The sequence below is a fragment of the Rhodospirillum rubrum ATCC 11170 genome (assembly GCF_000013085.1).
In the GTDB taxonomy this organism is placed as follows: Bacteria; Pseudomonadota; Alphaproteobacteria; order Rhodospirillales; family Rhodospirillaceae; genus Rhodospirillum; species Rhodospirillum rubrum.
The window spans coordinates 2,087,069-2,108,927 of sequence record NC_007643.1; the positions used below are offsets into that span (position 1 = coordinate 2,087,069).

A 21,859-nucleotide genomic window follows, 5' to 3' on the forward strand; every position below is an offset into this window, starting at 1 on the left:
CGAATGAATCAATCGACTGAATTTTTCGCCGCCAAAGCCAGAGGCGAAGCCGCCGGCAAACAGGCTCAGAGATGGGGGGCGATGAAATCGGGAAGGATGGCGCACTCCGCCAGCAGACGCCCGGTGTCGCGGCCGCGAAACAGGCCGCTCTCGACCAGAAGCGCCGCCATTCCAGCACTTCTCGCCCCCAGAACATCCGTATGCGGACTGTCGCCAACCGCAAGGATGCGCTCACGGGCGATGCCGGGGAAGCGCGCGGCCACGCGGTCATAGATGGCGCCATAGGGCTTGCCAAGGAAGCGCAGCGGCAGATCGGGGATCTCGGCCGCCAGACGAAAGGCGAAATAGCCCGGCTCGTAGCTCAGCTTGCCGAGGAAGGGACAGGTGACATCCGGGTTGCAGACGATCAGCGGCCGCGGATTGGCCCGCAGGCTGGCGCCCAAGCGGCTTTCGGGCTCGTCGTCCATCCAGCCGTTGGTGTCGATCAGCAAGAAGCCGCGCGCCCGATCCAAGGCCTCGGCCGTCCAATCCTGGGCGATGGCTTGGGGGAAGCGCTCCTGTACCGGGGCGGTGTGGCTGCCCAACACCATGATCCCGCTCCCCTGATCCTGTTCCCCGGCCAGCAGATCGGGCAGCAAGGACCGCCCCGAAACCACTTCGCCGGCATCAAGGGGAAAGCCCAGGGCAGTCAGCCGCGCCGCGACATCGCCCGGGGCATGGGTGACCGCATTGGTCACCACACAAACCGCCTTGCCGCGCGCGCGCAAGGCGGCAAAAGCCTCCAGCGCGGCGGGATAGGGCTCGGCTCCCTCGTGCAGAACGCCATAGGCGTCGAGCACGATCAGATCGAAGGCGTCGGCGACGGCGCCAACGCCTTCGATGCGACGACAGCCGCCAATGGGCGGAGCCGGCCGGGACGGAAGGAAGGGCGCGGCGGCCAGATAGACATCCCAGGCCGCCGCGAACTCAAGAAACAGCACCACGCGCTCCGATCAGGCGATGCGGGTCAGGGCGTCACGCACCTTGTCGCGCTGGCTTTCATACTCGGCCCGCCGCTCGCGCTGCTCTTCGACCACCTCGTCGGGGGCCTTGGCCATGAAGGCCGGATTGGACAGCTTCTTGTCGATCCGCGCCACTTCGCCATCCAGGCGGAGCAGTTCCTTGCCCAAGCGCGCCCGCTCCCGGTCAAGGTCGATCACCCCGGCCAAAGGCAGAACCAACGTCGCCTCGCCGACCACGACCTGGGCGGCGCCCTGGCTGGGAACCGTATCGCTGACCTCGATCGACTCGAGACGGGCAAGGCTGGCGAGCAGCGGACGGTGGGTCTCGATCCGGGCGAGGGTGACGGCCGTGGCGCCCTTGATCACCAGGGGAATGCGCGCGCCGGGCGGCACGTTCATTTCGGCGCGCACGCTGCGCACCGCCGAAACGACGCCGACCACCCAATCCATCTCGGCCTCGGCCTCGGGCGCGGCCAGCCCCTGCCCCTTCGGCCAGGCGGCGGTGATAAGCTGACCCTCGCGCGCGGCGATCTTCTCCCACAGCTCTTCGGTGATGAAGGGCATCATCGGGTGAAGAATGTGCAAGATGGTATCAAGAACCCAAGCCGCCATCGCCTGGGTTTCCGCCTTGGTCACCCCGTCCTCGCCCTGGAGGATCGGCTTGGCCATCTCCAGATACCAATCGCAGAAGGTGTTCCAGACGAAGCCATAGGCGACCTGGGCGGCGTCATTGAAGCGATAGGCCTCGATCGCCTCGGCGACCTTGGCGGCGCAATCCTCGGTCTTGGCGCCGATCCAGCGGTTCAGGGTATGGCGGGCGGTGGTCGGATCGAAGACCGGCTGCGGCAGGCAGTCGTTCATCTGGCAAAAGCGCGCCGCATTCCACAGCTTGGTGCAGAAATTGCGATATCCGGCAACGCGTTGCTCGCTCATCTTGATGTCGCGGCCCTGGGCGGCCATGGCGATCAGGGTGAAGCGCAGGGCATCGGTGCCGTATTGATCGGTCATATCCAGGGGGTCGATGACATTGCCCTTGGACTTCGACATCTTCTGGCCCTTCTCGTCGCGGACCAGGGCATGGATGTAAACGTCGCGGAAGGGCACGTCGCCCATGACGTAGTGGCCCATCATCATCATCCGGGCGACCCAGAAGAAGATGATGTCAAAGCCGGTCACCAGCACGTCGCCGGGATAATAGCGGGCGAGCTCGGGGGTCTGGTCGGGCCAGCCCAGGGTCGAGAACGGCCACAGGGCCGAGGAGAACCACGTGTCGAGCACGTCGGTGTCGCGGGTCAGTTCGGTGGCGACGCCGTAATGGTCGTGGGCGGCGGTGCGCGCCTCGTCCTCGGTCTCCTCGACGAAGATGGTGCCATCGGGGCCATACCACGCCGGAACCTGATGCCCCCACCAGATCTGGCGGCTGATGCACCAGGGCTGGATGTTGCGCATCCATTCGAAAAAGGTGTTTTCCCAATGCTTGGGAACGAAGCGGGTCCGTCCCTCTTCGACGGCGCGAATCGGCTCGACGGCCAGCTTGGCGGCATCGACGAACCATTGATCGGTCAGCCACGGCTCGATGATCACGCCCGAGCGATCGCCATAGGGCTGGGTCATCGGGTTGTCTTCGATCTTCTCGAGAAGGTCGAGGGCCTCAAACTCGGCGATCACCTTGTCACGGGCGACGAAGCGATCGAGCCCCTGATAGGCCTGGGGAACATTGCCGTTCAGCTTGGCATTCATATCAAGGATATTGATCATCGGCAGATTGTGCCGGCGACCGACCTCGAAGTCGTTGAAATCATGGGCCGGGGTGATCTTCACCGCGCCCGATCCCTTGGTCGGGTCGGCGTAATCATCGGCGATGATCGGGATGCGCCGATGGGCCAGCGGCAGCATGACGAACTGGCCGATCAGGTCCTTGAAACGCTCGTCCTCGGGATGGACGGCGACGGCGGTATCGCCCAGCATGGTCTCGGGGCGGGTGGTGGCGACGACGATGAAGCGGCCCTTCTGCCCGTCCACCGGATAGCGCAGGTGCCACAGCTTGCCCTTGGTCTCGCGCTGCTCGACCTCAAGGTCGGAAATCGCCGTGTGCAGCACCGGATCCCAATTGACCAGCCGCTTGTCGCGGTAGATCAGTCCGTCCTTATGCAGGCGAACGAAAACCTTGCGCACGGCCTTGGACAAGCCGTCGTCCATGGTGAAGCGTTCGCGCGGCCAGTCGGGCGAGGCGCCCAGGCGGCGCAGCTGGCGCTGGATGGTGCCGCCGGAATGGGCCTTCCATTCCCAGACCTTGGAAATGAAGGCCTCGCGGCCCAGGTCGTGGCGGGTGATCCCCTTGCCGGCGAGCTGGCGCTCCACCACCATCTGGGTGGCGATGCCGGCGTGATCGGACCCCGGCTGCCACAGGGCGTCGCGGCCGCTCATGCGATGATAACGGATCAGGGTGTCCTGAAGCGTGAAGGTCAGCGCGTGGCCCATATGCAGGCTGCCCGTCACATTGGGCGGCGGCATCATGATGGTATAGGGCTGGGCGGGGCTGTCGGGATGAGCGGCGAACCCGCCGGCGTTTTCCCAGCGGGTATACAGGCGCTCTTCGACGTCAGCGGCGCTGTAGGTCTTGTCCAGCATGGCGGGACCGTTCCTTCTTCACGTCAAAATATCATTGGACTCGGATCGACCGGCCCCGGAAACGGCAACCGGCCCCGAAGGGCCGGCAATCATAGGGGTTGATCGGGGGGAATCAAAGTTTTTCAGCGCGATCGACCAGTCGCTCGATTTCCTTCTGAACCAGCCGCTCGGTCATATAGGGCAGATTCTCGTCGAGCCAGTCCTTGAGCAATTGGCGCAGGATCTCGCGCACCATGTCCTCAAGGGTGACGCCGCCATGCCCAAGGCCGATGGTCCGTTCGCGGGCGACCGCCGAAGCCAGTTCGGCGAGCAGGCCGCCGGCGGCCACCTCGGTCGTCGCCGAAATCAGGCGCTCGTCCACCGGATCGTCCTCGATCTCGGAGACAAAGGGCGGCGGTTCCGGAGGGGGGGGTGGCGGGGGTGGCGGCGGCGGAGGGGGGGGTGGCGGAGGGGGCGGCGGCGGTTCGGGTTCGGGTTCGGGGATCGGTTCGTCATCGACGAACATATCCTCGGTCAACTCCAGCACCTCGTCTTTGGGTTCGAAGGCCGGCTGGTCGAGCACGAGGGGTTCCTCCTCGTCCTCCTCCAGGCCCCAGGCGCCGAGATCGGGTTCGGGCTCCGGTTCGGGCTCCGGCTCGGGAAAGACAAAGGGCTCGGGCTCCGGTTCCGGGGCCCGCTCCTCGGCCTTTTCCTCGTCTTCGGAGAGGATCTTCCGAATGGAGGCCAGGATGTCCTCCATGGACGGTTCCTGTTGCGCGTTCTCTTGGCTCATGGTGCTGGACTCGCCCGATCCGATCGGTTTGCGTTCGTAGGGTGCAGCTTAAAAGCCTGCGCGTAAACAATCCGTTACACTTAGGACTTCCTTGGAAACAAAAACACCGGAAGAGTCGATCGGCTCTTCCGGTGTCTGATGATCATCAGAACGGCCGTCCCCCCTAGCGGGTTCCGGTGGCGCTGTCGAGGGCGCGCACCGGACGGGTCATACTGTCGCCGTCGATCGGCGGCGCCGTTTTGACGATCAGATCCTCGTCCTGATTGGCCAGATCATTGCCGCCGATCCACTGCCCCTTCACGTCGTTGTAATGGGCGGTGGCGTCATAGAGCGGCGTGTTCAGCCCCAGATCCTCGGCGGTCATCGCGCCAAGGGCGGCCAACACCTCATAGGTGGAAATCGCCGAATCCCGCTCGGCGCGCACCAGATTGACCCGCGAGGTCAGCAGCTCCTGCTCGGCGTCGAGAACGTCGAGCACCGTGCGCGACCCGACCTGGGCCTCGCGCTGCACCCCATCAAGGGCGATCCCCGCCGCCTCGATCTGGCTTTTATAGGACGATACCCGGGCGCGGGCCGAGGTCAGGGTTTCCCAGGCCGAGGTCAAGGATTCGATCACCGCCTCGCGCTGCTCGTCAACCTGCAGCCGGCGCTGACCGGCGCGGTGCTTGGCGTCACGGATCTGCGAATAGACCGCCCCACCCTGGTAGAGTGGCACCGTCAGATTGAGGCCGGCCTGGAAGGTCTTGGTGTCGTATTCGGTGGTCGCCGACGGATTATGCGAAAAACTATAGGACACCTCGGCGTTCAGCGTCGGCAGAAGCTTGCCGCGCTGATCGCGGATGGCGGCCTGGGCCTGACGCCAGACGTACAGGGCGGCGATGACGTCGGGATTGGCCGAAAGCGCCGTGTTGAGGCCATCTTCCAGGGTTTGGGGAAGACGGGCATAGGGCGGCGGCGGCTGGATGTTCTCGGGCGGATGGCCGACCACCTGGGTGTAATTGGCCCGGCTGCTTTCCAGCGTGCCCTCGGCCTGGATGCGATCGGCGATGGCGCCGGCGAGCCGCGAATCGGCCTGGGCGACATCGGTGCGGGTGATCTCGCCGACCCGGAACCGGTCATTGGCCGCGTCGAGCTGGCGGCGCAGAACCTGTTCGTTGTTGATGTTCAATTCGAGAACCGCCTGATCGCGGATCACGTTGAAATAGGCCTGGGCGGCATTGAGCAGCACGGTCTGCTCGACCGAACGCAGCAACGCCCGCTCGGACTGGACCTGGGCCTTGGCCTGATCGGTCTGGGCCACCGTCCGCAAGCCGCGGAAGATGTTTTGCTGAAGGACCACGCCCAGGGTCGCGGGCCGGTTGTCGAGGTTCTTGCGGCCGGGCTCGTAATCCATTTGCTGATAGAAAGTCGAGCCCTGGACCGAGACCTGGGGGCGCCAGTCCGACAGCGCCTGGGGCACCTGTTCGTCGACGGCGCGCAGCAGGGCGCGGCGCGCCTGCAAGGTGGGATTGGCCTGATAGGCGGAAACCAAGGCCTCGTCGAAGGTTTCGGCCATGACCGGCGAGGACAGACCGAGCCCGGCGACCAGCAGGGAGGCAACGGCAATGGATACTGGCTTTATCATGAGTTTCTCTCGAAAGGCCTCGAAAACGGTCCGCTCGGGCGCCCGCTCCGCCCGCGCCCCAAAGGGGACGGCAAGACGGAGATCGTCGCAAAGGAAAGGCGTGGCCTCCCCTTTTGTAAGAATGCACGACCACCAGAGGGGTGCAACGCAAAACACCAACGCCGAGGCCCCCGACCGACGGCCGCCCGCCCCCGATCGGCGGCCCACCGGACGGGATGGGATGGACGGGATCAGAAAACGAAGGCGGGGGTTTCTTCGAAATCCTTGAGCAAAGGCGAGTTTCCATCAAAGGCGATGCGATGGCCAAAGACATCGCCATGACGCTCGGTGACGCTCACCCGGCCCGAACCCTTTTCATGGACCACCGCCACCAGCCGACCGCCATCGGCAAGCTGATGCTTCAGCGCCGCGGGAACGGCCGGAATCGCGCCATTGATGACGATGACGTCGTAAGGGGCCTGCTTGGCATAGCCGTCCCGCAGCGGTCCGCTGACCACCACGGCGTTGTCGAGCCCCAGCTCGGCGAGATTGGCCATCGCCTTGGCCGCCAATTCGCCGTCGCATTCCAGGGCGACGACGGTGCTGGCCATGCGGGCGAGCACGGCCGACGAATACCCGCTGGCGCAGCCGATATCGAGAACCACGTCGGATGTCTTGATCGCCGCCACCTGGAGCAGCCTTGCGGTATTAAGGGGTTCGAGCAGGAAGCGCCCTCCCCCGATCGCCAGATCCTCGTCGACATAGGCGACGCCGCGAAAGGCCTTGGGAACGAAGATCTCCCGCGGCACCGCCGCCATCGCCTCGATGACCAGCGGATCGGTGACCCGGTTGGTTCGTATCTGGTTCTCGATCATGTTCGTGCGTGCGACGCCGTAGTCCATGGTTACCCACCCTTCTGGAAATCAGGCCTTCACGAAACCCGCCTGTGGAAGTCGAGAACGACGGGTCGTTCGGGTTATAGCGATGCCGCCCCCCCATGACAATGGGAGCCCTCCCCCGGGGGTGTAAGGGGCGCGGACGGGGGCGTGAATTTTTTTGTTATTTGAGTGCTTGACCGCCGGAAACCCCAAGCGTATAAAGCCGCCCTCGCCGGACGGAACCCCAGGGTCCCCGGTCGGCGGGAGGCTCGGGCAGCGGATCCGAACACCGTATCGTGCGGTCCAAAGGTCAGGCCACGGCCGGATGGCAGAGTGGTTATGCAGCGGACTGCAAATCCGCGTACGTCGGTTCGATTCCGGCTCCGGCCTCCAGTCCTGACGCCTTGTTTGTTTGGTTTGTTGTATGTTTGGTTTTATCGTGTATATAAGCGCTTCTTAAGCGGCGCTGTCTGGTCCGGAGTAGCTCAGCGGTAGAGCAATCGGCTGTTAACCGATTGGTCGGGGGTTCGAATCCCTCCTCCGGAGCCAATAAAAACCCCTGAAACCGCAAGGTTTCAGGGGTTTTTTCGTTGAAAAACCCAATGCCGGACTTGATTGGGGAAAAATGCCGCGCCGCCCTCATGGGCAGAGGGGCTTGTGAAGGGATCGACCCTTTCCATATCCTACGGGAGATGCGGAATGGAGAATTTTATGTCCAGCACGGCTTCCTCGTCCGAGGTGCAGAAGGACTTCGGCGCCTACCATGACAAGGCGCTCAACGAGCCGGTCCGGGTTACCAAACATGGCCAGGAAACCGTCTATATCGTTTCGGCCAAGACCTTTCATGAGATGAAACAAGCTCAGCGTGACGCCATCGCCTCAGGAGACCTGAGCGAGAGCGAACTGGCGTTGATCGAGGCCGCCGAGGTTCCGCCGCCGCACCGCTACAGCCTCGACACGTAAGCCAATGACGCTGCCGGAGCCGGTGCCGGGCCTCGTCATCTCCTATTCTTATCTCTGGCATGATCAACACCGGCGGGGGGCGGAGGAAGGCCGCAAGACCCGCCCCTGCGCCATTGTTCTTGCCACGGCCGATAGGGACGGCGACACCAGGGTTTATCTGGCCCCGATCACCCACTCCCGGCCGAACGATCCCCATGCCGTGGACCTGTACCCTGGCGTCAAAAAGCACCTGGGATTGGACGATATGCCATCCTGGATCGTTACCAGCGAACTCAACCGTTTCATCTGGCCCGGCTATGACCTGCGACCAATCGCCCGTGACAAGCCCGATATCTTTGCCTGGGGATTCCTGCCGATTGAGATTTTCGCCGCGGTGAAGAAAGGAATAGCCGCCCATCAACGGGACCGACGCCTCCTCCTCACACCGCGGGAATAGTCTGACCGAGTGAGCAGAGCCGGGGTCGATCCTCAAAGCGCGCCCGGACGATCGAAGGCGTCAAGTCGTCGAACGAACCTCGGCCAGGAAGCGAGTCACCGCGTCGCGCAGGTTTTGCGACGACGTGGCAAGGCCGTCGGCCGAGGTCAGCACCTGCCCCGCTCCCTTCACCGCCTCCGTCGCGTTGTTGCTGATCGAGTCGATATTTTGGGAGACCTGCCGGGTGCCGGTCGCGGCTTGTTCGACGTTGCGGGCGATTTCCCGGGTCGCCGCCCCCTGTTGCTCGACCGCCGAGGCGATGCCGGAGGCATTCTCGCGAACCTGCTCGATCGTCGCGGCTATTCCCTTGATCGCCTCGACGGTCTTGCGGGTTTCCTCCTGAACGGCGGCGATCTGCAGGCCGATCTCATCGGTGGCGCGGCCGGTCTGATTGGCGAGGTTCTTGACCTCTCCGGCCACCACGGCGAAGCCCTTGCCCGCTTCGCCGGCCCGCGCCGCCTCGATCGTCGCGTTGAGCGCCAGAAGATTGGTCTGGCTGGCGATATCGTTGATCAGCTTGACCACCTCGCCGATCTTATTGGCGGCGGTGGCCAAGCCCTGGACCATGGCGTTGGTGCGCGCCGCCTCTTCCGAGGCCGCCGTCGAGATGCGGGCCGAATCCGCCATTTGACGCGAGATTTCCGAGACGGAGGCGGAAAGCTCTTCGGCGGCCGAGGCCACGGTCTCCACGTTCGAGGTCGCCTGTCCGGCGGCGGCGGCGACGGTTACCGCCTGATCGGCCGCTTCGGCCGCCCCCGAGGACAACCACCGCGCCGTCGTCTGCAAATCGCCCGACGCGCCGGAAACCGATTGAACCAACCCCATCACCTGGGCCTCGAAGCTATCGGCAAAACGCTGGGTATCCTCGCGGCGTCTGGCCTCGGACACCCGCTCGGCGTCGATATCGATCAGCGATCCGCACATCCGCGTCGCCTTGCCCGCGCCATCCCGGTTCACGCCGCCCATCGCCCGGAACCAGTGATAGGCGCCGTCCTTCCTTTTGAGACGATAGGAAACATCATAACTGTCTTTGACGGCGGACCGCCCGGAGAGGCAATTGGTGAAGGCGCCCAGGGCCGTGGCGACATCATCGGGGTGAAGCCGCTCGGACCAGGATTTCACGACATCGGGAAACTCGGCGGCGTCGGTGAAACCAAGCAGACGGCGCAGCTCGCTCGACCAATGCCAGACGCTGAGCGGATGCAGGGGATCGGACCCGTGCAATTTCACATCCCACAGCCCGACCCCGGCACGGGTCTTGAGCAAAGCCAGAACCTCCGCATCGTCTTTTTGCTGGGCCGAGGCGCCATTGAAAACCGCTGAGAAAAACGTCCCCATGATCAAGTCCCTTTGTGTGTTGCGGCAGGGTCGAGGGCAGGGGAGCGATGACTATTCCACAGGATTCGCAAGCCCTGCGGAGGGCGCCTCTGCGGGCGCCACCATCCGGAACCGATGCGGACTCCACCAAAAATTCAGGCCGATAAATAACACAAAAACTTGATTATTTCCAGACGGAGAGAAAACAAAATTCTATTTTTTCAGGAAAGCCAAAGAAATAAACTCTCTCTGAGAAACAAGAGTTAGACTTTCTACCATAGAGAGACAATTTAACGTTGAATAAAACCTTAAAAAAAGAAAAATACCAAAAATAAATTTTAAAATGACTCCGAAATCCCCAGGATCACCCGAGAGAAGTTCATTGCGCCTTGGTAAAACCGCCATGCAGGCCGTGAAATCCTCGTTCCGGGCGTCGGCGGGCGGGGACTTCTCGTCCCCGCCCCTTCCCTCACGCGCTCCACGACACCAGCCCGGACCAGGCGGTCGCCAAGACCACCAGACCAAAGGCGATGCGATACCAGGCAAAGACCGTGAAGTCGTGACGCGAGATGTAGCGGATCAGACCGCGCACGGCGACCAGGGCGCTGAGGAAGGAAACGACAAACCCCACCGCCATCAGGCCGCTCATATCGCCATCCAAGAGGGCGCGGTTCTTATAGAGGTCATAGAGCGAGGCCGCCGTCAGCGTCGGGATCGCCAGGAAGAACGAGAACTCGGTCGCCGCCTTGCGCGACAGGCCGAAGAACAAACCGCCGATGATCGTCGCCCCCGAGCGCGAGGTGCCCGGGATCAGGGCGAAGCATTGGGCGAGGCCGATCTTCAGGGCATCGACCCAGGTCATCTCGTCGACCTCGCGCACCCGGATCGGATGGCGCCGGCGCTCGGCCCACAGAATGACCAGACCACCGACGATGAAGGCCGTGGCCACGGGCACGGGCGAAAACAAATGGGCCTTGATCGCCTTGCCGAAGGTCAGCCCCAAAACCACGGCGGGCAGGAAGGCGATCAGCAGATTGGTGACGAATTTCCACGATTGGGGATCACTGCCCAGCCCGGCCACCACATCGGTCAGTCGCCGCCGGTATTCCCAGCACACCGCCAGGATGGCGCCGAGCTGGATGACGATGACGAAAACGTCGCGTTTTTGTTCATCAAGGAAATCGAGCAGGCTGCCGGCGATAATCAGATGGCCGGTGCTCGAAATCGGCAGGAACTCGGTTATCCCCTCGACAAGACCAAGGATGGCGGCCTTGATCAGCATTACGAGATCCATTCGATCGCGCCTTTCCGCTTGTGAAAAACGGCGCCCTCGCGGCCGCCGACGGCCGGCATTCTTCCCCCAAAACGCCGTTCTCTGCCACCCCCTTCTTGCGCGGGGCGGCGTTTCGGCCGGGGGTTGCACGGGGGGGCGAAACACGTCACCTTAGGCCGCCCAGGCGGACACCTTAGGCCACCCGGGCGGTCGGACGGGGGCGGCCAAGCCCGCGGGCGCGACGATAAGACGACCAAAAAAGTTAAGGCGGCGATCGGGGCGGACCGCCAATGGGCGCGGAACCGTCGGCCGGAGTGGGGAGACGACCGATGAGTGTGCGTAACCTGTCCGCATTGTTCGCCCCGCGTTCGGTGGCGGTGATCGGCGCGTCCAATCAGGCCAATACGGTGGGCCATCTGGTGATGCGCAACCTGCTGAGCGGCGGGTTCGGCGGACCGATCATGCCGGTCAATCCCAAGTATCAGGCCGTTGGCGGCGTTCTCGCCTATGCCGATGTCGCCAGCCTGCCCGTCGCCCCCGATCTGGCCATCGTCTGCTCGCCCCCTGACTCGGTGCCGATGGCGGTGGCGGAACTGGGCGATCGCGGCACTAAGGCTTGCATCGTCATGACCGAGGGCCTGTCGCGGGCCCGCGAGGCGGGGGGGCGATCGCTTCAGCAAGCCACCCTCGACGCGGCGCGGCGCCATATGGTGCGCGTGCTCGGCCCCAATAGCGTCGGGCTGCTGGTGCCGGCGCTCGGCCTCAACGCCAGCTTTTCCCACCAGCCCGCCCTGCCCGGCAAGGCGGCCTTCATCAGCCAGTCGGGCGCGCTGTGCACCGCCGTGCTCGATTGGGCCAAGGGCCGGGGCATCGGCTTTTCCCATTTCGTGTCGTTGGGCGACAAGGCCGATGTCGATTTCGGCGATGCGGTGGACTACCTGGGCGCCCAGCCCGACGTGCGGGCCGTGCTGCTCTATATCGAAACCCTGACCGACGCCCGCAAATTCATGTCGGCCGCCCGCTCGGCGGCGCGCAACAAGCCGGTCATCGTCATCAAATCGGGGCGTGGCGAGGAAGGGGCGCGGGCGGCGGCCTCGCATACGGGCAATCTGGCCGGCACCGACAGCATCCACGACATCGCCTTCAAACGCGCCGGCATGCTGCGGGTTTACAGCCTGGAAGAGCTGTTCAGCGCCGTGGAAACCATCGCCCATACCCGCCGGCCGATGCGCGGCGAACGCCTGGCCATCCTGACCAATGGCGGCGGCATCGGCGTGATGGCCGTCGACGAATTGAGCGATCGCGGCGGCACCCTGGCCAAGCTCTCCCCAGAAACCCTGGCCCGCCTGCATACGGTGGTTCCGGCCAGCACGGTGGTCGCCAATCCCCTCAACATCGGCGGCAGCGCCCCGGGCGAGCGTTATACCGCCGCCCTGGAGGTCCTGCTCGATTCCCATGATGTCGACGCGGTGCTGGTGATGCATGCGCCAAGCGCCTTCTCCTCGCCCAGCGACATCGCCCGCAAGGTCATCGACGTGGCCCGCGCCCGGCGCACCGCCAGCATCTTCACCTGCTGGGTCGGACAGGCGAGCGTGACCGAGGCGCGCGGTCTGTTCGCCGAGGCCCAGATCCCGACCTTCTCGACCCCCGACGAAGGGGTCCAGGGGTTCATGCATATGGTCGATTACCGGCGCAACCAGGACATGCTGATGGAAACGCCCCCCAGCCTGCCCAGCGAGTTCACCGCCAATACCAATTCGGCCCGCACCATCGTCGATCTCGCCATCGAGCGCGGCCATCTGATCATGAGCGAGCCCGAGGCCAAGGCGGTCTTCGCCGCCTATGGCATCCCCACCGTCGAAACCCATATCGCCCATACCGCCGAAGAGGCCGAGGATGTCGCCCGGCGGATGAACGGGCCGGTCGCCCTCAAGATCCTGTCGCGCGATATCACCCATAAGTCCGATGTCGGCGGCGTGGTGCTTGATCTCGACCACCCCGAGACCGTGCGCAAGGCCGCCGAGGACATGATCGGCCGCGTCACCGCCACCTTCCCCGGCGCCCGCCTGGAAGGCTTCACCGTGCAACGCATGGCCCGGCGCCCCGGCGCCCATGAATTGATCGTCGGCGCCACCACCGATCCGATCTTCGGCCCGGTCATCTTGTTCGGCCAGGGCGGCACGGCGGTGGAGATCATCCGCGACCGCTCGGTCGCCCTGCCGCCGCTCAATATGGCGCTGGCCCATGACATGCTTGAACGCACCCGGGTCTTCCGCTTGCTGGAAGGCTATCGCGACAAGCCCGCCGCCGATATCGAATCGATCTGCGTCACCCTGATCCAGGTCGCCCAGATGATGATCGACATCCCCGAAATCGTCGAACTCGAGATCAATCCGCTGTTCGCCGATTCCCGGGGCGTGCTGGCCGTCGATGCCCGGGTGAGGCTGGAACCGGGCAAGACCAAGGGCCCCCACCGTCTGGCCATCCGCCCCTACCCCAAGCAATTGGAGGAAACCTTCACCATGACCGATGGGCGCGCCGTTGTTTTGCGGCCGATCCGTCCGGAAGATGAACCCAAACACCATGAATTCGTCTCGCGGCTGACCGCCGAAGACGTGCGCTTTCGCTTCTTCGGGCTGGTCAAGGAACTGCCCCACGACCAGATGGCCCGCCTTACCCAGATCGATTACGCCCGCGAGATGGCCTTCGTCGCCCAGCTCGACGAGGGCGGCGCCCGCCAGACCCTGGGCGTGGTCCGCGCCGTGACCGATCCCGACAATGAAACCACCGAGTTCTCGGTGGTGGTGCGCTCCGATCTCAAGGGATCGGGCCTGGGCAAGGCCCTGATGAAAAAGATCATTCGCTACTGCCAGGAACGCCGCACCAAGGCGATGGTCGGTCAGGTGCTGCGCGACAACCGGCGGATGCTCAAATTCTGCGAGGGGTTGGGCTTCGAGCGGATCGGCATCGTCGATGACGATGTGGTCGAACTGAAGCTCGATCTCGCCAAGGTCAATCTGAACGCGACATGACGACGGCCGCCGGCGCCGCGCTTAAGGCGTCGAGGGCGAGAAGGCGCCGGGCCACCGTTTCGCCGGGCTCGGGGTAGGCCATCAGGTAGCCCTGAACCACATCGCAGCCCTCGCGCCGCAGATAGGCCATCTGCTCGGGCGTTTCCACCCCCTCGGCGATGACCTCGAGACCCAGGCTGTGGCCCAGGTTGATGATGGCGCGGGCGATCACCGCGTCGTTGCCGTCTTCGGTCACGTCGCGGACGAAGGATTGATCGACCTTTAATTTATCGACCCGGAACAGCTTCAGATAGCCCAGCGAGGAATAGCCGGTGCCGAAGTCGTCGATCGACAGGCGGATGCCGGCCTGCGACAGCGCCGTCAATTGGGCGACCGCCTGATCGGCGTCTTGCATCAGCATGCTTTCCGTCAGCTCCAGTTCCAGATCCTCGGGCGGCACGCCATGCTGGGCGAGCAGGTCGGTCACCCGCTCGACCAGCCCCTTCTGGCGGAACTGCACGGCCGACATATTGACGGCGATGGTCAGCCGGCCGCAGCCCGCCGCCCGCCAGCGGGCGTATTCGGCGAGCGCGGTTCCCAGCACCCAATCGCCCAAGGCCAGGATCAGCCCGCTGTCTTCGGCCACCGGAATGAAGCGGGTGGGCGGAATGGCGCCAAGCGTCGGATGGGTCCAGCGGGCCAGGGCTTCGGCCCCCACCGGCCGGCCGCTTTCGATGCAGAACTGCAGCTGGTAGTGCAAGAACAGCTGATCGCCCGAGTCGAGCGCCCGGCGCAGATCTTCTTCCAAACTGAGACGAACGGCGGCTTCGGCGTTCATTTCATTGGAGAAGAAGCAGCAGGAGTCATCGCCCGACTTGACCGCCCGATACATCGCCATATCGGCGTTCTTCATCAGATTATCGGGATCGGTGCCATCCTGGGGATAGATGGCGATGCCGACATTGGCGCCGATCACCACTTCGCGCCCCCCGAGATCAACGGGGGTGCGGATGACGTCGATCAGCCGGCGGGCCAGCGAGGCGGCGGAATCGGCGCTGGTCAGCGCCGTCTGGATCAGGGCGAATTCATCACCGCCGACCCGGGCCACCGTATCGGCCTCCTCGGCGGCGGCATTGATGCGCGAGGCGATGGTCATCAGCAGATGATCGCCGGCGGCATGGCCCAAGGTGTCGTTGACCAGACTGAACTGATCAAGATCGATGAACATCACCGCCAGACCGCCATGGCCGCGCCGGGCCTGGACGACGGCCTGATAAAGCCGGTCGCGAAACAGCACGCGGTTGGGCAACCGCGTCAGGGTATCGTAGTTCGATAGATAGCGGATGCGTTCCTCGGCCTTCTTGCGCGCCGTCACATCCTCATCGACGGCGACCAGATGGCTGAGGCGGCCGCTAGCGTCGACGATCGGCGTGATCGTCTTGTCAACGATATAGGTCCGCCCGTCACGGTGGGTTTCGTGGATTTCCCCGCGCCACACCTGACCGGCGCGCAGCGTCGGCCAGGCTTCGATCGCCGTCGGGTTCGCCGCCGATGGCCCGGCGAGAACGGCCGGGAGGGTGCCGATGATCTGATCGCGCTCGTAGCCCGACAGCAGATGATAGGCCTCGTTGACCCATTCCACCCGGCCTTCCCCATCGGTGATGACGATGGCGTTGGCCGCGGCGGCGATGGCGGCGCTTTGCAGGCGCATCAGGGATTGGCCGCGCTCGTAGACGATGGCCTCGCCCAGACGGGGGCCCAGGGCCTCCAGGGCGCGCGACAGGGCGGGAGAGGGCGCCTCGCCATGGCCGCGCAGGCACAAAACCGCCACCACCTCGCCGCGCGCGCGCAGCCCTACACAATAGGCCCGCCCCAAGGGAACGCCCGGCGCCCAGGTCGGGGCCGCCCAGCCTTCGCCGGCATCATCGCTCTGCGCCCGGCCCGAGCGCAGCGTGCGGCCGGCCACCCCCTGGGTTCCCTCGTCCCCCCTGCCCTCGGGATAGGCGCTCAAACGCGCCGCCTCGCTGCCGCCTTTGCCAACGACAAGAAGGCCTTCGGGGCGGGGCACGCCGATCCACAACAACGGCAATCCGAAAGCCCGGGCGACCCGCTCGCACAGATCATTGGCGAGATCGCCCAGCGACGTTCCGGCCAGAAGGTGGCCGTCGATGACCCGCAGCCAGTCGTCAACCTCGGTGAGGCGGATCTGTTCGCTGATGTCGCGCAGCACCAGAACCGTGCGCGTCCCCGCCGGCCCGGTGGTCTCGCTCAGTAGGGCGCCAAGGGTCGACGCCAAGGCCTCCTCGCGGCCGGTCGCTGGCAGCCGGCACCATAGGCCCAGCGAGGAGGCCAGACGGTCCTTGCCCTCGAGCACGCTCTCAAGACCGGGAAGCAACCGGCGGGCCGACTTACCGACGGCGGCCTCGCCCTCCTGGCCGGTCATCCGTTGGGCGGCGCGATTGAGGGCGCTGACCCGGCCGCCGTCGTCAAGCACGATCAACCCATCGGAGAGGCCCAAGAAAATCTCGGCGTCTTCCCTGGCCCGTCGGTCGGGGCCTTTCGCCTGATTGCGCCGCACCAGGGCGACCAGAATGGTAATCGCGCCCGCCGTCGTGGCGGCGGTCAACAGGGCGGCCCAGAAAGACGGGTCCTCGAAGGTCATTGCAATAACTCGTCAGGAACCGACTGCCAGGATAGCGCGAACTGCCAACCGAGAACCGGGGTCGAAGGAAAAACGTCGCCCATATTACGTGGCGACCGCGCCAACGCAATCCCCACGACGCAAACGGCGGCGCATTCCTTTTTCCAAATCCCCTGCCTATTTCCCGGGATCAATCACGAGTGCGGCGCAAAACGAGAAAGGGGGCGCTCGCGGCGCCCTCTCGTCTTTCCTCACGCTATGGCAATCCCTGGATCGACGAGCGCGACTATCGCGGGAAACGGTATCTTGAGCCGCTTGCCCTAGACGGAATTCCGTATAAACTGCCCTCAAGCGGCAAGCAGTCGCCCCGGTCTCCTGGAAGAATGTTTCCAGAGCGTGATAATCTCGAATTGGCTTTCGCCCATGTCACTCGCGACGATTCTCGGCGTACTCTTCGGCTTCGGTCTGTTCTGCCTCTCCGTCATCCTGTCCACCGATAATTATCTCTTATTCCTCAAGGGAGAGAGCTTTATCATGGTGGTCGGCGGAACGCTGGCCGCGGCGTTCGTCTCCTTCGAACCCCGCTATGTGGTCAGCGCGCTGCGCAGCATGGTGGCCATTCTTTTCAATCACGAGGTCTCGCGCTCGATCCTGACCCATGAAGTGGGCCGCGTCATCCGCTGGGGCTATATCATCCAGAAAAACGGCCTGCCCGGCCTCGAGGCCGATGCCCAGAAAGTTCGCAAGCAAGATCGATTCCTCAGCTATGGCCTTGATCTGGTGGTCACCGGCTATACGGGAACCGAAGTGCGCGAAATTCTGGCCAATACGGTTGAGAACACCTTCCAAAGGCAGGTGGTTCCGGCGGAAATCCTGCGCAACATGGGTGGAACCGCCCCGGCCTTCGGCATGATCGGCACCCTGGTCGGCCTGATCATCATGTTCGACAGCATGGGCAGCAATCCGGGCAGCATGGGCGCCGGCCTCGCCGTCGCCCTGACCGCCACGCTGTATGGCCTGTTGTCGGCCCGCCTGCTCTTCCTGCCCGCCGCCTCCAAGGTCAAGCAGCGCGAAGAGCTGATCCGCTATCGCAATTATCTTCTGGCCGAGGGCCTCGCCCTTCTCGCCGAGCGCAAAAGCCCGCGCTACATCCAAGACCGGATGAACAGCTACCTTGATCCGTCGATCCACTTCAGCATCGATCGGGTCCGCATCAAGGAGTAAGCGAAGATGATGGGTCAAAGCGGCGGCGGTCGCCACCATGACGCCCCGGAGCACGACGATACCGACGCCTGGCTGATCAGCTTCGCCGATATGTCGTGCCTGCTGCTTGGCTTCTTCGCCATGCTCGCCTCGATTTCCAGCGTCGATCTGGTTCAATACGAAAAGGTCAAGGCCGGCATCCAGGAAAGCATCGGCAGCCGCGAGGTGACCAAGCCGATCGAGGAGTTGCGCCAGCAAACCGGCGACGTCATCAAAAGCCTGCAGGTCGAAGACGTGGTCGGGCTTGGCCAGGACCAGCAGGGGCTGGTCATCGAATTCGCCTCCAGCGCCTTTTACGAACCGGGCTCGGCCGATATCCGCCCCACCGCCATCCCGGTGCTTGAACAGGTGATCGCCACCTTGAACGAGCCGCGCTATCAGGGGTTCCAGATCGAGATTCAGGGCCACACCGACGATATCCCGATCAACACCGCCCAATATCCATCGAATTGGGAGCTGTCGGGGGCGCGGGCGACCCGCGTGCTGCGCTTCATGCTTGACCAGGGGGTGGCCAAGGAACGGGTTCTGGCCATCGCCTATGCCGATGTGGCGCCCAAGGTGCCCAATCGCACCCCGGAGGGGCAGGCGATCCCGCTTAATCAGGAACTCAACCGCCGCATCGCCGTCCGCGTCTTCCCGCGGGCCATCCCCAAATAAGGACGGCCCGCGAGGCCCGGGGTATCAGGCCCGCCCGCCGCGCTTGGCCAGCACCTCGGCCAAGCCCATCGCCCCCAGCGCCACCACGACATGGGCGGTTTGAACCAGCCACAGGCCGCCCCCCAGGTCGACCTGAAGCTGGAGGATGCCCAGGACCGGCAGGAGCAGGCCGGCGATCGCCGCCAGCACGGCGGCCCGCGGCGCCCCCGTCCGGCCAAGGAAAGCCAGCACCCACAGGGCGAGGATCAGAAGGACGCCCAGCGTCATATGGGCATGGATCGGCACCAGACCGGGCGCGAAAACAAAGAGCGCCCCCAGGCAAAGCGCAAGAACGCCGCTGCCGCGAACAACATTTTTTGCAACTGAAACAACGCTCATCGTGACATCCTTAAAAGGTTAGGGGAATGCGGTGAGGCCGGCCGGCCCGGTTATCCACGCGATCGTTCGTCGCTCAAAAGCCGGCGCAGCGCGGTGGTCGCCCGACTTTTGCGGGCGAGTAAGGTGCCGATGGGCTGGCCCCAGGCTTCCGACAGGGCGCGGAAGGTCCAGCCCTCGACTTCAACGGCGATCCACACCGCCCGCTCGCCCGGACTGAGGCGTTCCAGCGCCCAGCCGATGCGCGCCAGCGCCTCGCGGGTAAGGACCTGGGCCTCGGGGTTGGGGGCCGGATCGACCAGGACTCCGGCGTCTGCGGATTCAAAGTCGCGCTCCGCCGCCGGCCGCGACCGTCGCCGACGGAACAGATCGATAATGGCATTGCCAAGCGCCCGGTAAAGATAAGCCGTCATGGTTTCAACCTGTTCGGGAAGATCGGCGCGTTCGACCAGCCGCAGCACCAGATCCGAGACCACGTCCTCGGCTTCTTCGGCCGCCGCGCCGCCCAGTTTGGCGCGCACGTAGCGAACGAAGCGGGCGCGGTCCTTTTCCAGCGCTTCGGCCAGAACCGGCGAGCCGCGCCTTTCGCGCCCGCTCATCGGCTTACCCGCGCTCCGCGTCATCGGTTCGGGCAAGATAGGCGTGATAGGCCCCTTCCCCCTCCGCCCGCCACCACGCCCCCCAGGCATCCTCGGCGGGCACCGGCAGCCGCGTTTCCGGGGCGGGCGCCGTGCGTTTGAAAGGGGCAAGGCGGCGGCCGGACTCGGCGTGGCGATAGCCGTGGGTCAGCCGGCCGGTCAGCAGGCGGGCGAACACCAACAGGGCGACGCCTTGGCCATAATCAAGGGCGGGCAGATTGAAGACGGCGGGGAAGATCTGATTCCAAGCCAGCATCACCACCCCGCCAAAAACCACGGCCAGGGTAAAAGTGACCAACAGCCCCAACCCCGCATGAGCAAGGATCAGCAGCAGAGGCGAGAGCTTGGGGCCTTCGCCGTCCTTGGGCGCGCCAGCAGGACATGACAAGCCGGTCCTCATATCATCACCCTCCCCCGCCCGGAAACTCTAACGCGGCGGGGCGACGACGGCCGCCACCGTGATGGGGTGGTGTCCTTGGGTTCCATGGAGGGATCTTTCCGCGAAGGGCGCGGCCGGGACTGGCCGTGCGGTCATCGGCAATGACGCGCGGGGAGCACGGTTTATTGCAAAAAAGCCGGATAAATTTCCCCCGCCCTAACGCCCGGCCTGGGTGACCACCCCGCTGTCGAGGGCGATGGTCATCCCCTCGCGGGCGACCAGCGTGCCGCCCCAGGCGGCGCGGGCCGCGGTTTCGATGGCGGCCATGGCGGCGTCGTCGTGATCGGGATCGTGGTGGAAGATCACCAGATGGCGGGCCCCCGCCTGTCGGCAAAGCCGTACCCCCTCCTCCCAGGTCGAATGTCCCCAGCCCCGGTGGGCGGCAAACTCGCGATCCGTATAGGTCGAGTCGTAAAGGACATAATCGGCCCCGGCGATCAGCTCAAGCAGCCCGGCATCGGGCTGACCCGGCCGATGTTCGGTATCGGTGACATAACATACGACCCGGCCGCCATGCTCGAAGCGATAGGCGGTGGCGCCGCCGGGATGGTTGAGCGCGGCGGTGCGCACCTTGATGCGCTCAAACAGCGTGAAGGCCGTCGCCGCCGGCAGGTCATGAAAAACTTTTTGCGCGCGCAACTGGTCCAGGGAAAGCGGAAACATCGGACGGGACATCAAGTTATCGAGCAACTGGCGGATGCTGGCGCCCTCGATCGGGCCGGCGAAGATATCCAGGCGCACCGCCCGATCATGGGCCGGGGCGAAAAACGGAAAGCCTTCGATATGGTCGCGGTGGACATGGCTAAACAGCAAGGCAAGGCGGCTAACGCCGCGCAGGGCCGCCGAGGCGCCGAGGGCGCGGATGCCGGTGCCGGCATCAAGGATCACCGTTTGCCCGCCCAGGCCAAGGGCGACGCAGCTGGTATTGCCGCCATAAGCCATATGGCCGGGAAACGGGCAAGCGATGGAGCCGCGCACGCCCCAGAAGGTGATGGTATCGCTCATGGCGCGGGGTCGTTTTCAAGGGCGGCGGCTTGAACGAGAACGGGCGAGCCGAGCTGCAGGCCCAGCCGCTGATCGGCGCGGCCACGACTGACGGCGATTTCCAGCAAGCCATTGGCGTTGGTATAAAAAAAAGCCGACCCGGGGGCGACGTCGCCAAAGGTCCGCGCCCGTTTGATCGGGCGCTCGCCCACCTTGATCACCCCGGTCCCAGGGTATTTGCTCGCCCGCAGGCCGGTCATGGCGTTGCCATAGCTGTCGATATAGACGATGTGGGGCAGATCATCGGGCCAGTCGGGGCGATCAAGGCTGGCGGGATCGATGGCGGCGACCAGTCCCGAGCGGTCGCCGCGCGCCAGGGCGCCAGCGGCCGGGGCGAAAACATCGCGGCCATGGAACGAGGCGCTGGCCTGGGGCGGACAGGCAAGCGTCCAGGCCTCGGTGGTCAGGCCTCGGCGGACCAATGGGGCGAATAGGCCGTTGTCGGGGCCGACCAGCCAGCGCCCGTCGACCCGCAGCGCCACGGCGCGGCGCTCGCCGCCAACCCCGGGATCGACCACGCCGATCACCACGCTGTCGGGCGGCAAGGGGCCAAGGTGGGCGGCCAGCGCATAGGCGGCGAGCTTGGGCTCGAAGGCCGGCAGATCGCTAAACAGATCGATTACCGCTACCCCCGGCGCCGCCGTCGCCAGCACGGCGCGCATCTGGCCCATATAGGGGCCGGTCGATCCAAAATCGGTGGCGAGCGCGATCAGCATGGGGCTTTCCCTGGTGGTTTCCTCGCCGGCCGCCCGCCGATCGGAATTATCGGACGGCGGCACCGGCGAAATGCGAGGATAACGAGACAGAGCGACGACGGCGCCCCAAATCAATACCACGGCCGACCAAGCCCCTTGCTTTCCTTTTACAGAACGGACCCT

At 64.8% G+C, this 21,859-nt stretch carries 18 protein-coding genes and 2 tRNA genes; 7 read left to right on the forward strand and 13 right to left on the reverse strand.

The window, feature by feature from the left end; genetic code table 11:
* Window positions 1–65 precede the first annotated feature (65 nt).
* The 5 genes from RRU_RS09320 to RRU_RS09340 all read right to left on the reverse strand — a co-directional run bounded on the left by RRU_RS09320 (window position 66) and on the right by RRU_RS09340 (window position 6,909).
* Window positions 66–980: an HAD family hydrolase gene (locus tag RRU_RS09320; RefSeq protein WP_011389548.1), complete on the reverse strand. Its 915-nt coding sequence runs from the start codon at window positions 978–980 to the stop codon at window positions 66–68.
* Window positions 981–992: 12 nt separating this feature from the next.
* Window positions 993–3,632 (reverse strand): valine--tRNA ligase, encoded by a 2,640-nt coding sequence (locus tag RRU_RS09325; RefSeq protein ID WP_011389549.1) that lies wholly within the window; start codon window positions 3,630–3,632, stop codon window positions 993–995.
* A 112-nt stretch (window positions 3,633–3,744) separates the two neighbouring features.
* Window positions 3,745–4,371 carry a DUF2497 domain-containing protein gene (locus RRU_RS09330; protein ID WP_011389550.1) on the reverse strand — a complete coding sequence of 209 codons (627 nt, stop codon included), beginning with the start codon at window positions 4,369–4,371 and terminating at the stop codon, window positions 3,745–3,747.
* 196 nt (window positions 4,372–4,567) lie between these two features.
* Window positions 4,568–6,028, reverse strand: a complete 1,461-nt coding sequence (locus RRU_RS09335; protein WP_014626249.1) for a TolC family outer membrane protein — start codon at window positions 6,026–6,028, stop codon at window positions 4,568–4,570.
* Between the two features lie 230 nt (window positions 6,029–6,258).
* A complete protein-coding gene (locus tag RRU_RS09340; protein ID WP_011389552.1) occupies window positions 6,259–6,909 on the reverse strand; it encodes a protein-L-isoaspartate O-methyltransferase family protein in 651 nt (216 codons plus the stop codon).
* A 295-nt stretch (window positions 6,910–7,204) separates the two neighbouring features.
* Here RRU_RS09340 and RRU_RS09345 point away from each other — a divergent pair.
* From RRU_RS09345 to RRU_RS09360, 4 genes are all read left to right on the forward strand, one after another.
* Window positions 7,205–7,278 (forward strand) — tRNA-Cys (locus RRU_RS09345).
* A gap of 81 nt (window positions 7,279–7,359) precedes the next feature.
* A tRNA-Asn gene (locus tag RRU_RS09350) sits at window positions 7,360–7,434 on the forward strand.
* 162 nt (window positions 7,435–7,596) lie between these two features.
* Window positions 7,597–7,848: a type II toxin-antitoxin system prevent-host-death family antitoxin gene (locus tag RRU_RS09355; protein ID WP_193385001.1), complete on the forward strand. Its 252-nt coding sequence runs from the start codon at window positions 7,597–7,599 to the stop codon at window positions 7,846–7,848.
* Between the two features lie 4 nt (window positions 7,849–7,852).
* Complete coding sequence (locus RRU_RS09360; RefSeq protein WP_011389554.1) at window positions 7,853–8,284, forward strand: hypothetical protein; 432 nt, start codon at window positions 7,853–7,855, stop codon at window positions 8,282–8,284.
* Between the two features lie 60 nt (window positions 8,285–8,344).
* On the opposite strand, the gene RRU_RS09365 is transcribed toward RRU_RS09360, so the two are convergent.
* Entirely contained in the window at window positions 8,345–9,661 is a 1,317-nt protein-coding gene (locus RRU_RS09365) for a methyl-accepting chemotaxis protein (protein WP_011389555.1), read from the reverse strand.
* A gap of 448 nt (window positions 9,662–10,109) precedes the next feature.
* Window positions 10,110–10,934 (reverse strand): undecaprenyl-diphosphate phosphatase, encoded by an 825-nt coding sequence (locus RRU_RS09370; protein ID WP_011389556.1) that lies wholly within the window; start codon window positions 10,932–10,934, stop codon window positions 10,110–10,112.
* 308 nt (window positions 10,935–11,242) lie between these two features.
* Between RRU_RS09370 and RRU_RS09375 the strand changes: the two genes are divergently transcribed.
* Window positions 11,243–13,945, forward strand: a complete 2,703-nt coding sequence (locus RRU_RS09375; RefSeq protein WP_014626250.1) for a bifunctional acetate--CoA ligase family protein/GNAT family N-acetyltransferase — start codon at window positions 11,243–11,245, stop codon at window positions 13,943–13,945.
* Here RRU_RS09375 and RRU_RS09380 read toward each other — a convergent pair.
* Window positions 13,926–16,586 carry a sensor domain-containing protein gene (locus RRU_RS09380; RefSeq protein ID WP_011389558.1) on the reverse strand — a complete coding sequence of 887 codons (2,661 nt, stop codon included), beginning with the start codon at window positions 16,584–16,586 and terminating at the stop codon, window positions 13,926–13,928. The two genes, RRU_RS09375 and RRU_RS09380, sit on opposite strands and share 20 nt — an antisense overlap.
* A 402-nt stretch (window positions 16,587–16,988) precedes the next feature.
* Between RRU_RS09380 and RRU_RS09385 the strand changes: the two genes are divergently transcribed.
* Together RRU_RS09385 and RRU_RS09390 are read left to right on the forward strand one after the other, a co-directional pair.
* On the forward strand, window positions 16,989–17,789 hold the full coding sequence (locus RRU_RS09385) for a motility protein A (RefSeq protein WP_011389559.1): 801 nt from the start codon (window positions 16,989–16,991) through the stop codon (window positions 17,787–17,789).
* Window positions 17,790–17,795: 6 nt separating this feature from the next.
* Complete coding sequence (locus tag RRU_RS09390) at window positions 17,796–18,485, forward strand: OmpA/MotB family protein (protein ID WP_011389560.1); 690 nt, start codon at window positions 17,796–17,798, stop codon at window positions 18,483–18,485.
* A gap of 24 nt (window positions 18,486–18,509) precedes the next feature.
* On the opposite strand, the gene RRU_RS09395 is transcribed toward RRU_RS09390, so the two are convergent.
* The 5 genes from RRU_RS09395 to RRU_RS09415 all read right to left on the reverse strand — a co-directional run bounded on the left by RRU_RS09395 (window position 18,510) and on the right by RRU_RS09415 (window position 21,697).
* Entirely contained in the window at window positions 18,510–18,863 is a 354-nt protein-coding gene (locus RRU_RS09395) for a hypothetical protein (protein ID WP_011389561.1), read from the reverse strand.
* A 50-nt stretch (window positions 18,864–18,913) separates the two neighbouring features.
* On the reverse strand, window positions 18,914–19,459 hold the full coding sequence (locus RRU_RS09400) for an RNA polymerase sigma factor (RefSeq protein WP_011389562.1): 546 nt from the start codon (window positions 19,457–19,459) through the stop codon (window positions 18,914–18,916).
* A 4-nt stretch (window positions 19,460–19,463) separates the two neighbouring features.
* Window positions 19,464–19,886: a hypothetical protein gene (locus tag RRU_RS09405; protein ID WP_237703858.1), complete on the reverse strand. Its 423-nt coding sequence runs from the start codon at window positions 19,884–19,886 to the stop codon at window positions 19,464–19,466.
* A gap of 207 nt (window positions 19,887–20,093) precedes the next feature.
* Window positions 20,094–20,942, reverse strand: a complete 849-nt coding sequence (locus RRU_RS09410; RefSeq protein ID WP_011389564.1) for an MBL fold metallo-hydrolase — start codon at window positions 20,940–20,942, stop codon at window positions 20,094–20,096.
* Window positions 20,939–21,697, reverse strand: coding sequence for an SAM hydrolase/SAM-dependent halogenase family protein (locus RRU_RS09415; RefSeq protein ID WP_011389565.1), 759 nt, complete (start codon window positions 21,695–21,697; stop codon window positions 20,939–20,941). Before RRU_RS09415 ends, RRU_RS09410 begins: the two co-directional genes overlap by 4 nt.
* Window positions 21,698–21,859 lie beyond the last annotated feature (162 nt).

Coding starts and splice junctions, on each gene's coding strand:
- RRU_RS09365 (WP_011389555.1), bottom strand. CDS start 9,661: ATGGGGACGTTTTTCTCAGCGGTTTTCAATGGCGCCTCGGCCCAGCAA.
- RRU_RS09375 (WP_014626250.1), top strand. CDS start 11,243: ATGAGTGTGCGTAACCTGTCCGCATTGTTCGCCCCGCGTTCGGTGGCG.
- RRU_RS09355 (WP_193385001.1), top strand. CDS start 7,597: ATGTCCAGCACGGCTTCCTCGTCCGAGGTGCAGAAGGACTTCGGCGCC.
- RRU_RS09370 (WP_011389556.1), bottom strand. CDS start 10,934: ATGGATCTCGTAATGCTGATCAAGGCCGCCATCCTTGGTCTTGTCGAG.
- RRU_RS09340 (WP_011389552.1), bottom strand. CDS start 6,909: ATGGACTACGGCGTCGCACGCACGAACATGATCGAGAACCAGATACGA.
- RRU_RS09415 (WP_011389565.1), bottom strand. CDS start 21,697: ATGCTGATCGCGCTCGCCACCGATTTTGGATCGACCGGCCCCTATATG.
- RRU_RS09330 (WP_011389550.1), bottom strand. CDS start 4,371: ATGGAGGACATCCTGGCCTCCATTCGGAAGATCCTCTCCGAAGACGAG.
- RRU_RS09400 (WP_011389562.1), bottom strand. CDS start 19,459: ATGAGCGGGCGCGAAAGGCGCGGCTCGCCGGTTCTGGCCGAAGCGCTG.
- RRU_RS09360 (WP_011389554.1), top strand. CDS start 7,853: ATGACGCTGCCGGAGCCGGTGCCGGGCCTCGTCATCTCCTATTCTTAT.
- RRU_RS09385 (WP_011389559.1), top strand. CDS start 16,989: ATGTCACTCGCGACGATTCTCGGCGTACTCTTCGGCTTCGGTCTGTTC.
- RRU_RS09410 (WP_011389564.1), bottom strand. CDS start 20,942: ATGAGCGATACCATCACCTTCTGGGGCGTGCGCGGCTCCATCGCTTGC.
- RRU_RS09380 (WP_011389558.1), bottom strand. CDS start 16,586: ATGACCTTCGAGGACCCGTCTTTCTGGGCCGCCCTGTTGACCGCCGCC.
- RRU_RS09325 (WP_011389549.1), bottom strand. CDS start 3,632: ATGCTGGACAAGACCTACAGCGCCGCTGACGTCGAAGAGCGCCTGTAT.
- RRU_RS09390 (WP_011389560.1), top strand. CDS start 17,796: ATGATGGGTCAAAGCGGCGGCGGTCGCCACCATGACGCCCCGGAGCAC.
- RRU_RS09395 (WP_011389561.1), bottom strand. CDS start 18,863: ATGAGCGTTGTTTCAGTTGCAAAAAATGTTGTTCGCGGCAGCGGCGTT.
- RRU_RS09335 (WP_014626249.1), bottom strand. CDS start 6,028: ATGATAAAGCCAGTATCCATTGCCGTTGCCTCCCTGCTGGTCGCCGGG.